The sequence below is a fragment of the Salinicola sp. MH3R3-1 genome, from assembly GCF_001937155.1.
In the GTDB taxonomy this organism is placed as follows: Bacteria; Pseudomonadota; Gammaproteobacteria; order Pseudomonadales; family Halomonadaceae; genus Salinicola; species Salinicola halophyticus.
Genome location: NZ_MSDP01000014.1, coordinates 82,692 through 98,794, shown reverse-complemented (window position 1 = coordinate 98,794; position 16,103 = coordinate 82,692). Strand labels below are relative to the sequence as shown.

Below are 16,103 nucleotides of genomic sequence, written 5' to 3'. Positions count from 1 at the left end.
CGCAACCCTGGCAGATCGTCGGCTACGCTTCGGGTCGGCGCGTACGGACATCCTGACCTGACGTGCCTCTTTCGACATCCATGTCGAAAGACCCGGCTAACCGTCGATCCGCCAGCGCGCTCTCGAAGGCGCTGGCGGATATAACGATCCATAGCGACATCCTCATAAAAAAACCGGCCTGCCCCAGGGTATAGAACCCCAGGGCAAGCCGGCTTTCTTCATGACGCCGGTTCCAGTGTCAGTCGACCCTCAGATCAATCAACCCACACCCTCGCATTGCGGAACATCCGCATCCACGCGCCATCCTGCGTCCATTCCGACGGGCGCCAGGAATTGGTCACCGCGCGGGCGACGCGTTCGGGGTGCGGCATCATGATGGTGACGCGCCCGTTCGGCGTGGTCAGGCCGGTGATACCGGCCGGCGAGCCGTTGGGGTTGGCCGGATAACGGCTCGTGACCTGGCCTTCGTTGTCGATGTAGCGCATCGCGATCTGGCCGCTGTTCTGCATGCTGCGCAGATGGCCGCTGTCCTCGAACAGCGCCTGGCCCTCACCGTGGGCGACGGCGATCGGCAGGGTCGAACCGGCCATGCCGGCCAGCAGGATCGACGGGCTCTCCTCGACCTGAACCATCGACACCCGCGCCTCGAACTGCTCGGAGCCGTTGCGCACGAAGCGCGGCCAGCGCTCGGCGCCGGGGATCAACTCCTTCAGCTGCGAGAACATCTGGCAGCCGTTGCAGACGCCGAGACCGAAGGTGTCCTCGCGAGCGAAGAAGGCCGCGAACTGATCGCGAGCGCGGGGGTTGTAGAGCGCCGACTTGGCCCAGCCGCCGCCGGCGCCGAGCACATCGCCATAGGAGAAGCCGCCGCAGCCGACCAGCCCTTTCATTTCTTCCAGACCGACACGACCGGCAAGAATGTCGCTCATGTGGACGTCGACGGCTTCGAAGCCAGCGTGATCGAAGGCCGCGGCCATTTCCATATGACCGTTGACGCCCTGCTCGCGCAGGATCGCCACCCGCGGGCGTACGCCACGTTGAATGTATGGCGCCGCGATATCCTCGTCGACATCGAAGGTCGGGTTGGCCGAAAGGCCCGGATCACGCAGGTTGAGCAGGCCGTCGAACTCGCTCTTGGCGGCCTCCGAATTGTCACGCAGCGCCTGCATTCGATAGCTGGTTTCCGACCAGATGCGCTGCGTCATGGCGCGGGTGGTTTCCAGCAGCGGCTCTTCGAACAGCGTCACGCGGATCTGGTCGTCGTAGCGCGGCCGGGCGATCACGCCGCAGGTCTCGAGGCCGGCGGCGGCAAGCTGCGCCAGCACGAACTCGGTTTCCTGACGGTTGACCTGAATCACCGCGCCGAGCTCTTCGGCGAACAGCGCATCGACCGCGCCGACGGCATCGTCGGTGAGCCAGTCGAGCTTGATCTCGAGCCCGCCGCGGCCGGCAAAAGCCATCTCCAGCAGCGTCACGATCAGGCCGCCGTCGCTACGGTCGTGATAGGCCAGCAGCTTGCCGTCGGCGTTGAGCCCCTGAATGACGCTGAAGAACGCCGCCAGGTCTTCGGCCTCGTCGAGATCCGGGCAGACGTTGCCGACCTGACCGTAGACCTGGGCCAGGGCCGAGCCGCCGAGACGGTTCTGGCCGCGGCCGAGATCGATCAGGATCAGATCGCTTTCGTCCTGGTCGAGCCGCAGCTGCGGCGTCAGCGTTCGCAGCGCATCGGTAACCGGCGCGAAACCGGTAATGTTCAGCGTCAGCGGCGCGGTGATGCTCTTCTCGTCGCGGCGGTCGCCCTCTCCGACCTGCCAGGCCGTGCGCATGGACATCGAATCCTTGCCCACCGGCACGGCGATACCCAGCGCCGGGCAGAGTTCCATGCCCACCGCGTGGACCGCGTCGTACAACGCCTGATTCTCGCCGGCATGGTCGGCGGCGCTCATCCAGTTGGCGGAGAGCTTGATATCGGAAAGCGCCGCAATCGGCGCGGCAGCGAGATTGGTGATCGCCTCGGCCACCGCCAGACGCGCGCTGGCGGCAGGATCGATCAGCGCCACCGGCGGGCGTTCGCCCATCGCCATCGCTTCGCCGGCGTGGGTGTCGTAGCTCGAGGTGGTCACCGCGCAATCGGCCACCGGCACCTGCCACGGGCCGACCATCTGGTCGCGAGCCACCATACCGGTGATCGAACGATCGCCGATGGTGATCAGAAAGCTCTTGGACGCCACCGCCGGTAGCCGCAGCACGCGGTCCAGCGCTTCGCGCAGATCGAGATTGTCGAGGCCGAGGCCCGGCAGGTTGAGCGTGTGGCGCTCGAAGCTGCGCTGCATCTTCGGTGGCTTGCCGAACAGCACGCTCATCGGCAAGTCGACCGGATCAGCCTCGAAATGCCCATCGCGCACGGCCAGGTGATGTGCCTCGGTGGCTTCGCCGACCACGGCGTAGGGGCAACGCTCGCGGGTACACAGCGCATCGAAACGCTCGAGCTGCTCGGGTGTCACCGCCAGCACGTAGCGCTCCTGGGCCTCGTTGCACCAGATTTCCAGCGGGCTCATGCCGGGTTCGGCGTTGGGCACCGCGCGCAGATCGAACAGGCCGCCACGGCCGCCATCCTTGACCAGCTCAGGCAGGGCGTTGGAAAGCCCACCGGCGCCGACGTCATGGATGAACGCGATGGGGTTGTCGTCCCCCAGCGCCCAGCAGCGATCGATCACTTCCTGGGCGCGCCGTTCGATCTCGGGGTTGTCGCGCTGCACCGAGGCGAAGTCGAGATTCTCGCTGGAGGTGCCGGACGCCATCGACGAGGCGGCGCCGCCGCCGAGGCCGATCAGCATCGCCGGGCCGCCCATCACGATCAGCTTGGCGCCGACCGGGATCTCGCCCTTGAGGACATGACCGTCACGCACGTTGCCGTAGCCGCCAGCCAGCATCACCGGCTTGTGATAGCCGCGACGCTCGATGCCATCGGCGCCCACCGCATCAAGCTCGAAAGTACGGAAGAAGCCGTTGAGATTGGGCCGGCCGAACTCGTTGTTGAACGCCGCACCGCCGATCGGGCCTTCGAGCATGATGTCGAGCGCCGACTGGATCCGCTCGGGCTTGCCGTAGTCGAAGGCTTCCCACGGCTGCACGAACTCGGGAATCCGCAGGTTGGAAACGGTGAAACCGGTCAGGCCCGCCTTGGGCTTGCCGCCGCGCCCGGTGGCACCCTCGTCGCGGATCTCGCCGCCGGCACCGGTGGCAGCGCCCGAATGGGGGGCGATCGCCGTCGGGTGGTTGTGGGTCTCCACCTTCATCAGGATGTGGACCGGTTCCTGAGTCGCGCCGTAGACCTGGTTCTGCGGCGAAGGGAAGAACCGCCCCGCCGTCGGCCCTTCGATCACCGCGGCGTTATCGCTGTAGGCCGAAAGCACCTTGTCGCCGGACTGCTCGAAGGTGTTCTTGATCATCTTGAACAGCGAATGGGTCTGCGGTTCGCCGTCGATCAGCCAGTCGGCGTTGAAGATCTTGTGGCGGCAGTGCTCGGAGTTGGCCTGGGCGAACATCATCAGTTCGACGTCGGTCGGATTGCGCCCCAGCGCCTGGAACGCGTCGACCAGGTAGTCGATCTCGTCGTCGGCCAGCGCCAGACCCAGCTCGTCATTGGCATCCGCCAGCGCCGCTCGGCCGCCGCCCTTCACGTCCACCGTCGCCAGCGGCGTCGGCTGATGATGCGAGAACAGCTTGGCCGCATCGCTTGCGTCGAACAGCACGGTCTCGGTCATGCGGTCGTGCAGACATGCCACCATGGCGTCGTAGGCTTCGGCACCCGGGGCACTCTTCAGCGTCACCCGGTAGGCGATCCCGCGCTCGATGCGCGCGATCTGTTCGAGCCCGCAATTGTGCGCGATATCGGTAGCCTTGGAGGACCATGGCGAGATCGTGCCGATGCGCGGCACCACCAGAAACAGGTGACCCTCAAGCGGCGCATCACGATCGGATCCGCCGCCCCCTTGGCCTTCAGCGTTTTGGAAACCATGGCTTTGAAAACCATAGTCCAGCAATCGCTCGAGCACCTGGCGGGGCTGCTCATCGAGCTCGTCTTGATGATCGACGGAAAGAACATCGACGAAGTGAACGTAGTGCGCCGTGACGGACTCGACTTCGGGCGCGACGGCACGAAGATCGGCGAGCAGTTTGGCGTGACGGAATGCAGATAGCGCAGGCGCGCCTTGCAATTCGAGCATGGCGAGGAAAGCCTCCAGGACGGTCGAGGATCGCGTCCGTCTCATTCGAAACGGCCATTGCGAGACGGGGCGGCGATGCCGGATCAGGGCGATATCATACTGGAAAGCGGCGGCGCTCGCTAAGCCAACGCCGCGAGATCCATGGCATGTTTCGATACGCGCCAGACGCTGGTCGGAGCGAGGCACGGCGCCCGCGTTCCGGGATACATAGCCTGGTAGCCAATAGATGACAGCAGGACGATCGCCGGATATGGTGTGCCGTCACGCTGTCACCGATCCCACTGCATGTCCAAGCTCTCGACACGCCTGCGACTCGTGCTGACGGTGCTACTGGCGTTGGCAACTCTCCTGTGCCCCGCTCAGCTGGCGCTGCGCTTCAGCGACGGGCTCGATCCGATCCGCAAACGCGATTTCCTGCAGGTCGCCACCCGCAATGGACCCATCACCTTCTATGCGGGAGGCCACGGCCCGACCGGCTTCGAATATGAACTGATGCGACGTTTCGCGCAGTCGCTGGGCGTCAGCCTGGCAGTCGACAGCGAGACACGAATCGCCGACGTCTTCGACCACGTACGCGAAGGCGACGCGGACATGGGTGCCGCGGCACTCACGCTGGATCTCGACCGGCCGGGCATTCGCTACAGCGAGCCGATCCTGACGCTGCAGCCAATGGTGGTCTATCGTCGCGGGCTGCCCCCGGTGCGCACTCTCGACGATCTCGTGGGTCTGCGCATCGGCGCCATCGCCGACTCCGGAACGGCGGCCGCGTTGCGCGCACAGCAGAAGAATCTGCCGGGACTCGGCTGGCGCGAGGCGGACGGTGTGACCATCGCCGACCTGATGGAGATGGTCGAACGAGACGATCTCGACGCGGCCGTCGTCTACACCCACCAGTTCCAGCTCAATCGACTATTCTTCCCCAACGTCGAGCGGGGCTTCCCGCTGGGCAAACCCATGAGCCTGAGCTGGGCGTTCGCCGCGGATCAGCCGATCGATCTGCTTACGGCCGCCAACCACTTCCTGGACGCGCAACGCCGAAACGGCACCCTGGACGAACTCGTCGGGCGCTATTTCGGTCACGACGACTATCTCGAGTACGTCGGCGCCCGATTGTTCATACGCCACGTGGGCAACCGTCTGCCGCGCTTCCTGCCGTATTTCAAGGAAGCCGCACGCGACACCGGATTCGACTGGCGCCTGCTGGCCGCGCTGGGCTTTCAGGAATCGCACTGGAAGCCCGGCGCCGAGTCACCGACCGGCGTTCGCGGGCTGATGATGCTGACCCGCCCCACCGCCAAGGAGATCGGCATCGACGACCGTCTGGACCCGCGCCAGAGCGTCGACGGCGGGGCCCGGTACCTGCTCCAGGTCAAGCAGCGGCTGTCCGACGACATTCCCGAGCCGGACCGGACCTGGATGGCACTCGCCGCCTACAACGTCGGCCTGGGCCATCTCTTCGATGCCCAGGAGATCGCTCGCCTGCGCGGCGGCAACCCCGAGCGCTGGGCCGACGTCCGCGAAGCCCTGCCGCTGCTGCAGCAGCGCGAGTGGTACTCTCGGGTGGGCCACGGTTACGCTCGTGGTGGGGAACCGGTAATCTACGTGCGCAACATTCGCCGTTATTACGAGATACTCAAGTACGTCAACCGAAGCCAGCAGCAGTTCAATCAGTTAGGCGAGCGAGCCCTCGAGGGAGAGGAGAACCCTCCTTTCGAGGTCATTGCTCCGCTGCTGTAGTCCGTAATGCCTTGCTGATAACGCATCGTTGGCAACCCACCGTGGAGAACCCTAGCGACTATGGTGGTATCTCGTCTGTCGTTGTACCTGGCATTACCGATTCTGCTGCTGGCGATCTGGCCCGGCGACGAACCCGGGCAGCGCTGGATCCTGATGCCGCTGGTGGGCGCGCTGTGGCTGGGCCAGCTTGCCGCGTCCCAGGATTGGCACAGGGCCAGCCGCTGGCTGCTGATTCCCATCGGACTCCTGACCCTGGCGATCATCAGCAGCTTTCTGATCGCCGAAAACTGGCTGAGCGTCGACGTCTGGCAGCGTTGGCTCGATCATCTCCCCGGCCACTGGGAGTTCTTCCACAGCCGACCTCCCATTCTGTCGCTGAGCATCGTCTTCGGATTGATTCTCAACGTCCTACTGCTTTCGCGCCTGGGCCTCGGCTCGCCGATTCTGCTGCTGCTGGTCGCCATGGGCGGCAGCTGGCTCAGCTATCGCTCACTGACGCCGCCGCCGGAATACGCGTCCGGCATGGTCAGCATACCGCTGCCGATTCTGGCTTCGCTGTGGTTGCTCTGGTTCGCCCAGGGGCTGGTGCTGTATCCCACGCTTCGCTGCTACTGGCGGCGCATCGTGACGCCGCTGATGATCGGCGGATCGATCGCGCTGCTGGCCATGACCAGTTGGCAGGAGCAGCGTCAGACCGACAATCAGCGTCTCTATAACCTCGCTGCCGACGAAGGCAACGACATCGCCACCCGGCTGGCTTCCGAAACGTCCGCCCATCTCGAGGCGATGCGACGCTTCACCAGCTTCTGGAACATGATGGATCATGTGCCCACCCGCTCGGAGTGGGAGCAGCAGGCCAAGCGCTATCACGACGATTTCAGCTACTTCCGCAACATTGCCTTCGTCGATCTCGATGGCACCGTCATCCGCGTCTACCCATTGCGGGGGAACCAGTCGGTGCTCGGCGTCAATCTCTATGCGTCGGATCCTTCCGCCAGGGAGGCGCTGGATCGCCCCCTGATCTACGGTATCGAAGGCCAGACCGGCATCATCGATTTCCTGCAGGGCGGACGGGGAGTCGTCAGCTACCTGCCGGTCCGCGATGCGGTCGACGGCACGCTGCGTGGCGCCGTCGCCATGGTGGTGAGCGTGGACAATCTGCTCAATTCACTGCTGGCGCAGACCGATAACCAGGACCGGGCGGTGACGCTCCGTGGCGGCGATCGGCTCTATTTTCACTACGGTCCGCTGGGTGACCTCGCCGACTGGAGCTACCGACAAACGGTGGCCCTGGGTACCGATCGGCTGACGCTCAGCGTGAAGCCTTCACTGCACTGGTTGGAAGCCAATCGCGACAGACTGCCGGACATCACGTTGGTGTTCGGCATTGTGCTCGCCTACCTGCTGCACATGGTGCTTTACATCTACCGTCGGCTGACGCATCAGCACCGCCTGGCCAACCGAACCAATGTCTCGTTGCGCGAAGAGATAAGAGAGCGCGAACGGCTGCAGCAGGAGATCGAGTGGATCGCCCGGCACGATGAGCTGACGCACCTGCCCAACCGGCGCGAGCTGCTGCGCTGGATGGATATCCAGAGCGAGCCGCTGCCGCTGGCGCTGATGATCTGCGATCTCGATCACTTCAAGAACGTCAACGATCACTTCGGCCATCTGGAAGGCGATCGCTATCTCAAGACGATCGCGCAGTGCTGTCGCCTGCCGGTGGAGCGCGCCGGGGGAATGTTCGCCCGCTACGGCGGCGAGGAGTTCGTCGCCTGCCTGCCGCGGTGCGATCGCCACCGAGCCGAAGAGATCGCCGAAGCCCTGTGCCGGGCGGTTGCCGACAGCGGCCTCGTCCAGCCCGATGGCGAACCGGTGACGTTGAGCATCGGGGTCAACGTCATCGAGACACTGTCGATACATCGCGACCGGATCTTCCAGGCGGCCGATGACTCGCTGTATCGCGCCAAGCAGAATGGCCGCAATCGCGTCGTTCTCGCCGACGCCCTCTAAAACCGGAGCGTCGCAAGAGCCGTCCGTCCGAATCGGGGTTCAAGGGAATTCATGGCTCGAGAGGATTCGTGGCTAGAGAAGCTTCGTGGCCAGAGAGAATTCGTAGCTCAAGAGGATTCGTGGCTCGCGTGGTTCGCATCGCCCGCTGGCGATGGCTCGCGCTGGCGGCGCTCCCGGAAGAACTGCTGAAGCAGTCGCCTGGCCGGGGCAGCGAGCACGCCGCCGACGATTTCGACGCGATGGTTGAACCACGGCTGGGCAAACAGATTGGCCCGGGATTCGACCATGCCGCCCTTGGGCTCGGCGGCGGCGTAGACGACCCGCCGGACGCGGGCATGGATGATCGCCCCCGTACACATCAGGCAGGGTTCGAGGGTGACGAACAGCGTGCAACCGTCCAACCGATAATTGCTCAGACCCGATGCTGCGCTGCGCAGCGCCTGCACTTCGGCATGGGCGGTGGGGTCCTGGCCGCTAACCGGGCAGTTGTAGCCCGCGCCGATCACTTCGCCGGCGGGATCGACCACCACGGCGCCCACCGGCACCTCGCCACGCTCGAACGCCATTTGCGCCTGCTCCAGCGCCCGGTGCATGTAGAATTCATCGCTGCGCATCGTGCTCATTCCGTGTTGCGGCATCGCGGCCCGGTCTCTTGCGCTCGCGAGCCGGTCTGAGGTCGTCGCCGTCGCGGCGGGCTGCCGTCGAGCAGGATATACTCGCGGCAAGCCTGATTCGAAAGCCTCGCTCGAAAGCCTTGCTCGAAAGCCTGATTCGAAAAAGTCTGATTCGCAAAGCTTCATTGACGTGCCATCAAGGATACCCGAATGACACAAGCGCTGAACGACCTGATCCAGCTTCTCGGCCTGGAAGCGCTGGAAGAGAATCTGTTCCGTGGCCAGAGCCAGGATCTGGGGCTGCCCCAGCTGTTCGGTGGCCAGGCGCTGGGGCAAGCCGCCGCTGCCGCGACTCGCACGGTGCCCGAGGACCGTTATCTGCACTCGCTGCACGGCTATTTTCTGCGCCCCGGCGATGCCCAGCTGCCGGTGATCTACTCCGTCGACCGCGTTCGCGACGGCGGCAGTTTCACTACGCGACGCGTCACCGCGATTCAGAAAGGCAAGCCGATCTTCTTCTGCAGCGCCTCGTTCCAGGGCCGCGAGCACGGCCTGAGTCATCAACCCGACATGCCGGAAGTGCCGTCTCCAGAGGCGCTGCTTGCCGAGGGCGAGGCGGTTCATCAGCGTTTCCGCGGGCATCCCGTCGAGTTCATCACGGTCGAGGAGTGCCGCGAGCGACCGCCCTCGCGGATGATCTGGTTCCGCATGGGCGGCGGCCCGATGCCGCAAGACCCGGCACTGCACCGCTATCTGCTCGCCTACAGCTCCGATTTCAATCTGCTGTTGACCTCGCTGCTGGCCCACGACGTGGAGTTCGGCGACCCGCGCCTGCGGATTGCCAGCCTGGATCATGCGCTGTGGATCCACGAGGACCCGAAAGTCGACGAGTGGCTGCTCTACGTCATGGAAAGCCCGTGGGCGGGGGGGGCGCGCGGCTTTGCTCGCGGCAGCTTCTACAATCGCGAGGGGCGCCTGATCGCCTCGACGGCGCAGGAAGGGTTGGTGAGGGTTCAGCCCTGAGCCGCGAGCCGCGAAAATCAGAGTGAAGTTTCCGGTACAAAAAATGCCAGCGACGAACGTCGCTGGCATTCTCTTCTGGCGTCCCGAAGCCGGCTCAGGTTTTAGCTTTTAGCCCGTAGCTGCTTTCTACAGCGCCCCAAACTCGGCGCAGGCTCGTAGCTCGTAGCTCGTAACTCGTAACTCGTAACTCGTAACTCGTAACTCGTAACTCGTAACTATCAGGCGTCCTTGAGCGAGGCCATGTCGATCACGAAGCGGTACTTCACGTCGCCCTTCTGCATCCGCTCCCAGGCTTCGTTGATCTGATCGATGTTGATCATCTCGACGTCGCAGGTGATGCCTTTTTCGGCGCAGAAATCGAGCACTTCCTGGGTTTCCGGCATGCCGCCGATCAGCGAACCCGCCAGCACCCGGCGACGGAACACCAGATTGGCACCGGATACCGCCGGATCGAGCGGCTCGAGCAGGCCGACCAGAATATGGGTGCCGTCCGGCTTCAAGGCGTTGAGATACGGGTTGATGTCGTGCTGCACCGGCACCGTGTCGAGCATGAAGTCGAAGGTCTCGGTGATCGCACCCATCTCGTCTTCGTTGGTCGAGATCACCACGTGATCGGCGCCCTGCTTCTTCGCCTCGGCCTTCTTGGACTCGGAACGGGTGAACAGCGTGACTTCGGCACCCAGCGCCTTGGCGAGCTTGACGCCCATGTGGCCGAGGCCGCCCATGCCGATGATGCCGACCTTGTCGCCCGGCTTGACACCGTAGTGCTTGAGCGGCGAATAGGTGGTGATACCGGCGCACAGGATCGGCGCAGCGGATTTGAGATCGATACCGTCGGGCATGCGCACGACGAAGCGCTCGCTGACCACGACCTTGTCGGAGTAGCCGCCCTGGGTCAGGGTGCCGTCATGCTTATCCGGGCTGCCGTAGGTCATCACGAACCCTTCGGCACAGTAGTTCTCGAGCCCGTCGTTGCAAGCCTGGCACTGGCGGCAGGAGTCGACCATGCAGCCGACGCCGACCAGATCGCCGACCTTGTACTGATTGACGTCGTCGCCGACGGCAGTGACGCGGCCGACGATTTCGTGACCCGGCACCACTGGATAGGAAGCCATGCCCCAATCATCGCGGGCGAAGTGCAGATCGCTGTGGCAGACGCCGCAGTAGAGAATGTCGATGGAGACATCGTCCGGCCGCGGTGCGCGGCGCTCGAAATCCCAGGCTTCCAGCGGCGACGTGGCGGAATGTGCGGCGTAACCCTTGGCGGGCGCGGCGGTAGCTTGTGTCATCTGGATGACTCCCCATGAAAGATGGGTGAATGAATGGATCGTGCGCCCAGTGTGGTCGACAACTCGCTCGGCGGCCATGCCGTTTCCTCTGCAACGTCTGCTCGATCCTCTCCAATCCAGGAGGCCACTACCTCTGTCCGGCTGGACTCATGCACAATACGCTGAACCTGTCTATCCTCATCAGCGCGAGGTCGTCATGCTCGATCGCCTTTCCGAACCATCCCGAGTCCACCGCGGCCCTACGAATCCGTCTCTCGACGCTTCGAGGCCTAACGTGTCCTGGGCCTCGCGACTGGCCCGGACGCTGGCGCCGCTGGCCACGGCCGACGGCTTCTCCGAGACCGCCATCGACGGCGTCAGACTGATCGCTTCCGGATGCGGCCATCCGCGCACGCCGTTGATCTACGAACCAGGGATATTCGTCATCGCCCAGGGCGACAAGATCGGTTATCTGGGAGACCGGGTCATTCACTATGGACCCGGCAACTATCTGGTCCAGGCGATGCCGCTACCGTTCGAGTGCGAAACGCTCGCCCGCGCCGATGCGCCGTTGCTGGGTATTTCGATTGCCGTCGACCCGTTGACGTTGAGCGAGCTGGTGCATCATCTGCCCGCGCCGTCCGGTGTCGATCGTGGCGCCCCCGAGCCCATGGCGGCGGTCGCACTCGACGACGCCATGGCGGAAGCCGTGCAACGCCTGGCGCAGTGCCTGCAGGACGAACACGCCAGCCGGGCGCTCGGCGCGGGACGGGTGCGGGAGGTACTGTTCGCCGCGCTCAATGGCCCGCAGGGGCAGTCGCTGCGCCAGCTGGTACAGCAGCATGGCCACTACGCGCGCATCGCCGAATCGTTGAACTATCTCCATCGCCATTTTGCGCTGCCGTTGACGGTAGAGACGCTCGCCGAGCGCGCCAGCATGAGCGCCTCCCACTTTCATCATCACTTCAAACGCACCACGCAGCTATCGCCGGTGCAGTATCTCAAACGGCTGCGATTGCTCCGGGCGCGAGTTCTCCTCGGCCAGCAGCGCATCAACGTCTCTCGCGCCGCCGCCGATGTCGGTTATCGCAGCACCTCGCAGTTCAGCCGCGAGTACAAGCGCTATTTCGGCGTCAGCCCGTCGCAGAGCTGAGCGCAGCGATAGAAACAGACCCAAGCGCAGCGGTATGAAAAGACCTAGGCGAAGAGATTCATCAGCCCGCGAATCAGGTAATAAGCGCCCACCACGGTGACGATCCAGCGTGTCCAGTAGCGAAAACCGTCGTCGGTGAGCCGCGCCAGCACCAGATTGCCGGTGCGCGTGCCCAGAAAAGCGAAGGGAATCGCCAGCGCCACCCAGCCCCACTCGCCGCTGTCCATCGCCATCGCCGCCTGCCAGTAGAAGAGAATCTTGAGGCTGTGCGCGATCACCTGGATGGTGGCCTTGGTCGCCACCACGGTGCGTCGGTCGAGCTGGGTGCGGATGAAGCCGATATCGATGGTCGGGCCCGAGACCCCGACCGCGATGGTCAGGCCGCCGGAGACGAGGCCGCACATGACCGCATGGCCTGGCCGCGAGACATCGAAGTGGAACCAGCGTTTGGGAATCCACACCATCACCGGCATCAGCCCCAGCACGATCAGCACCACCGTCTCGCTGGGCGAATAGCGCACCAGCGTCAGCAGCGCCGCCGCGATCAAGACCCCGCAGGCGATCATGCCGACGATTCGCCACTCGATGAAACGTCGCGACAGCCAGGCCCGCGAGGCGTTGGCGGTGAGCTGGATCACGCCATGCACCGCGATCGCCGTCGCCGCCGGCAGCCAGGCCAGCAGAAAGCCCAGCAGCACCAATCCGCCGGCCATGCCGAATACGCCGGACAGCACCGACGTCGAGAACACCACGGCCAGAAACAGCAACGCAACGGGGAACACCATACGGGGTCTATACTCCAATGACGGGCCTCGGCGGCCCATGAAAAGATTCACGTCCGATGACGGATCCGCCCGCCTGACAGACGGGCCACGCGCATCGGCACCTCAATACACCGGAACAGGGAACGCCCCATGCGTCGTTCTGAATTGCAGCTCATCCCCCTTTTCCTGGCCGCGGCGCTGCTGCCGCTGGCCGGCTCCGCCAGCGCCTCCAGCGATGCCGCGTGGCAAGAGCACGACCGCGCGGTCATCGAACAGTGCCAGGACGCCAGCCAGTTTCCGGACGCCGCGCCAGCGGGCGACCCGGTGCTGTTCGACGATGAAGCCGGGATGACGGCACTGCTGATCCAGGGTCACTATCCACAGAAACACATGAACGGCCAGGCCGGGCAGGAACTCTGCCTGTTCCGGCGCAGCAGCCAGGAGGTCTACATGGCCGACGCCGACAAGCTGGCGATCGGCTCCGACGCCCTTCCCAGCACCCCGACAGACGCCATCAGTGACGACGCCGAGTCCGAAGAGAGCGACCAGGACCCGTCGGCGTCGAGTGGCGACACGCCCTGATCAGCCCCCGCAGGGATTCCCCGGCGTCGACAGGATCCGCTGATAGAACGCCAGATCGAGCCAGCGATCGAACTTGTAAGCGGCCTGACGAACGGTTCCCGCGTGGCTGAAGTCCAGCTGTTGATGCAGCGCGATGCTCGCCGCATTGGAGGCGTCGATGCCGCCGATCAGGGTGTGATACTGCTGGGCCTCGGCGCGCTCGATCAGCGCCGTCATCAGTCGTCTGGCCACACCGCGCTGGCGGAAATCCCGATCCACGTAGACCGAGTGCTCGACGCTGTAGCGATAGGCGGCATGAGGGCGAAACGGGCCATAGCTGGCGAAGCCCATCAATCGGCCGCTGGCGTCGTCGAGCATGCCGATGACCGGCAAGCCGCCATCGCGTTTGGCCTGAAACCAGCCCTCGACAAACGCCGCGGTGCGCGGCTGATATTCGTAGAGCGCCGTGGTGTTGAGGATGGCATCGTTGAAGATCGCCAGCACGGCATCGCCGTGCCGGCCGAACTCACAGTCGATCAGGGTCAAGGTTCGGTTCTCGTCGTCGGGTCGGTGTTCGCCGTGCAGTTCAATACAGCGCGTTGACCTTGAGCTCGGCCAGCGGTTGCTCGTTGGCATCCTCGAGCACCAATCGTTGGCCCGATATCGAATAGTGCGCTGTGTCGGAAAGCGCCGCCAGCCAGGCCTGCTCCAGCGCCATCATCTCCGCCGGACAGGCCATTCGGGTCGAGGCCAGCTGAGAAAAGGTCAGTGCATCGGCCTCCAGCATGTAACTGCCCATCAGTCGATTGCAGCCGGTCGAACCGGTCACACGCCCCTGGCCGTCAAGAACCAGATGCGCTTCACGCTGATTGTCCGCGACGGCCACCGGTTTGCCGTCGAGCGTCATCAACTTCCAATAGGTGCCGACCAGCGCCTCGCTGGCGGCCTGCGAGTCGCCAGCCGCCTGAGTATCGGCAACGGCCTGGGTATCGCTGGCGCCGGGGTTCGTGGCGCAGCCGGAAACGGCCAGGGTTGCGGCCAGAGCGGCGGCCAGAGCGGCAGTAACGGTCAGCAGGGGAAAACGTGACAGCACGATGGCATTCCTCTTGTGGACAACGGATGAAAACGTATCTCGCGCGGGCGATCGCGCCGGCAATGCGGATCGCCCGACATGCGTCGATGGATGCGCCTAGTGGCGTTCGATCATCGCGGTCAGATCGTCCGAGATCATTGGCAGCGTCTCTCGCCAGGAGAGATACGGCGTCGACCCGGTGCCGTTGACGAGTACCGCAAAACTGCCCCAGCGACCGCTCTCGGTTCGAAAATAACCGGCAATGGCGCGTACCGTCACCGGCTCGTTGAGCGTCCCCGTCTTCAGCATCACGTGATCCTGGAAGGTCTGGCTGCCGCGGCGGATGAAGTGCATCGGCCCGTTGGTCGGAACCTGCATGCCGGCGACGAAGGTGGGGAACAGCGACGCGCGGCCGTACATCGCACCGAGCAGCGCATTGAGATTCTGGGCGGAAACACGGTTTTCCGGCGTCAGCCCGCTACCGCTGTGCAAGGTGACCGGGCCGTGTCCCGGCAGGCCGGCGGCGAATTGCTCCAGCGCGCGCCCGGCGTCGGGCAGCCCCTGCTGCGTGCCGGAGGTCAGATCCAGCGCCAGCGTATCGGCCATGAAATTGTTCGAATAGTTGAGCGTGCGCAGCAGCAGCTCCTGCAGCGGCTTGCCTTCGACGGCGGCCAACGACTGCGCCGCGGCCGGCGGCGCCTGACGGCTGACCGCGTAACCACCGCTGACCGGAATCCCTGACTGGCGCAGCAGCGACAACAGCGTCTGGCCGGTCTGGTCGGCCGGATCCGAGCTCGCCTTGTAGACCGGGCGCGGATAGCTGCCGGCGGGAATCTGCCCGCTGACGCGCAGCGTATCGCCCTGGCTGTCGGTCACTCGCTTGGCATAAAGGCTGGCCGAACCGCCGGCCGCCACCGTCTTCACGCCGTTTTCGATGCGAATGGTCGGCGCCACCGTGTCACAGCTGGTGATTCGCGCCGGCTGGCCGACGACGCCAGGCATCACCGTGGCACACCAGTTGCCGTAGTTGATGGCAGCGGACGAGAGCAGCGCGGCGTAGGCATTGGTGCCCTCCGTCCGGGTATCGCAGCGGTCGGTCGTGATGCAGCTGACCGGGCCGAAGCGCGCCTGGCTGACCACTAGCTGGCCGTCGACGCTGGAGACACCCCGCTCGCGCAGTTTCTGGATCAACTGCCACAGCGCCTCCGAGGTCAGCGCCGGGTCTCCGCCGCCCTCGAGCACCAGATCACCATGAAGCACGCCATCGCCGTCGAGCGCGCCGGTAGAGACGAAACGCGTGGTGAAACGATGCTGGGGGCCCCAGCGGTCCAGCGAGGCCGCCGCCGTATACAGCTTGGTAACCGAAGCCGGCGACAGCGATTGCGCCGGATTGATGGCGCCCAGCACTTCACCGCTGTCGAGCAGACGCGCCTGAGCACTGACCGCGAAGCCTTTGTCAGCCAGCCGGCCGACATGATCGAATCCGGCCGCCTGGGCGACGAAGGAGGCGACGGACAGGGACAACGCACCGATAAACACAGAACCACGACCTAGCCATCGCCGCATAATGGGATGCTCGCTCCGAAGAAAAATGAGGGCCAAACTGATCCAGAGCGTACCAACTAACGCTGTTCGGATGCGATGCCTGGCGTGATGTTAATACGATATA

12 protein-coding genes are annotated in these 16,103 nt (G+C 64.6%); 5 read left to right on the top strand and 7 right to left on the bottom strand.

All coding sequences use genetic code 11. The features are described from left to right. Positions 1–254: 254 nt before the first annotated feature. Complete coding sequence (purL, locus tag BTW08_RS09265) at positions 255–4,229, bottom strand: phosphoribosylformylglycinamidine synthase (RefSeq protein WP_075562233.1); 3,975 nt, start codon at positions 4,227–4,229, stop codon at positions 255–257. A 285-nt stretch (positions 4,230–4,514) separates the two neighbouring features. On the opposite strand from purL, the gene mltF reads away from it, so the two are divergent. Continuing rightward, positions 4,515–5,966 carry a membrane-bound lytic murein transglycosylase MltF gene (gene mltF / locus BTW08_RS09260; RefSeq protein WP_075562232.1) on the top strand — a complete coding sequence of 484 codons (1,452 nt, stop codon included), beginning with the start codon at positions 4,515–4,517 and terminating at the stop codon, positions 5,964–5,966. Between the two features lie 60 nt (positions 5,967–6,026). Beyond that, positions 6,027–7,979: a diguanylate cyclase gene (locus BTW08_RS09255; RefSeq protein WP_075562231.1), complete on the top strand. Its 1,953-nt coding sequence runs from the start codon at positions 6,027–6,029 to the stop codon at positions 7,977–7,979. A gap of 107 nt (positions 7,980–8,086) precedes the next feature. On the opposite strand, the gene tadA is transcribed toward BTW08_RS09255, so the two are convergent. Further along, positions 8,087–8,593 (bottom strand): tRNA adenosine(34) deaminase TadA, encoded by a 507-nt coding sequence (tadA, locus tag BTW08_RS09250; RefSeq protein ID WP_075562230.1) that lies wholly within the window; start codon positions 8,591–8,593, stop codon positions 8,087–8,089. Positions 8,594–8,803: 210 nt separating this feature from the next. Between tadA and BTW08_RS09245 the strand changes: the two genes are divergently transcribed. Continuing rightward, positions 8,804–9,616, top strand: a complete 813-nt coding sequence (locus BTW08_RS09245; RefSeq protein WP_075562229.1) for an acyl-CoA thioesterase II — start codon at positions 8,804–8,806, stop codon at positions 9,614–9,616. A gap of 218 nt (positions 9,617–9,834) precedes the next feature. Here the strand turns inward: BTW08_RS09245 and BTW08_RS09240 are convergent, their stop codons facing one another. Further along, positions 9,835–10,905, bottom strand: coding sequence for an NAD(P)-dependent alcohol dehydrogenase (locus tag BTW08_RS09240; RefSeq protein WP_075562261.1), 1,071 nt, complete (start codon positions 10,903–10,905; stop codon positions 9,835–9,837). Between the two features lie 274 nt (positions 10,906–11,179). Between BTW08_RS09240 and BTW08_RS09235 the strand changes: the two genes are divergently transcribed. Continuing rightward, on the top strand, positions 11,180–12,037 hold the full coding sequence (locus BTW08_RS09235) for an AraC family transcriptional regulator (protein ID WP_075562228.1): 858 nt from the start codon (positions 11,180–11,182) through the stop codon (positions 12,035–12,037). 44 nt (positions 12,038–12,081) lie between these two features. Here the strand turns inward: BTW08_RS09235 and BTW08_RS09230 are convergent, their stop codons facing one another. Then, complete coding sequence (locus tag BTW08_RS09230) at positions 12,082–12,822, bottom strand: TSUP family transporter (protein ID WP_075562227.1); 741 nt, start codon at positions 12,820–12,822, stop codon at positions 12,082–12,084. 129 nt (positions 12,823–12,951) lie between these two features. Between BTW08_RS09230 and BTW08_RS09225 the strand changes: the two genes are divergently transcribed. Beyond that, positions 12,952–13,383 carry a hypothetical protein gene (locus tag BTW08_RS09225; RefSeq protein ID WP_075562226.1) on the top strand — a complete coding sequence of 144 codons (432 nt, stop codon included), beginning with the start codon at positions 12,952–12,954 and terminating at the stop codon, positions 13,381–13,383. Here BTW08_RS09225 and BTW08_RS09220 read toward each other — a convergent pair whose 3' ends face one another. The 3 genes from BTW08_RS09220 to dacB all read right to left on the bottom strand — a co-directional run bounded on the left by BTW08_RS09220 (position 13,384) and on the right by dacB (position 15,973). Next, positions 13,384–13,908: a GNAT family N-acetyltransferase gene (locus tag BTW08_RS09220; RefSeq protein WP_075562225.1), complete on the bottom strand. Its 525-nt coding sequence runs from the start codon at positions 13,906–13,908 to the stop codon at positions 13,384–13,386. A gap of 40 nt (positions 13,909–13,948) precedes the next feature. After that, positions 13,949–14,455, bottom strand: a complete 507-nt coding sequence (locus BTW08_RS19355; protein ID WP_083627782.1) for an META domain-containing protein — start codon at positions 14,453–14,455, stop codon at positions 13,949–13,951. A 96-nt stretch (positions 14,456–14,551) separates the two neighbouring features. Continuing rightward, positions 14,552–15,973, bottom strand: a complete 1,422-nt coding sequence (gene dacB, locus BTW08_RS09210) for a D-alanyl-D-alanine carboxypeptidase/D-alanyl-D-alanine-endopeptidase (protein WP_348638912.1) — start codon at positions 15,971–15,973, stop codon at positions 14,552–14,554. Positions 15,974–16,103: the final 130 nt, after the last annotated feature.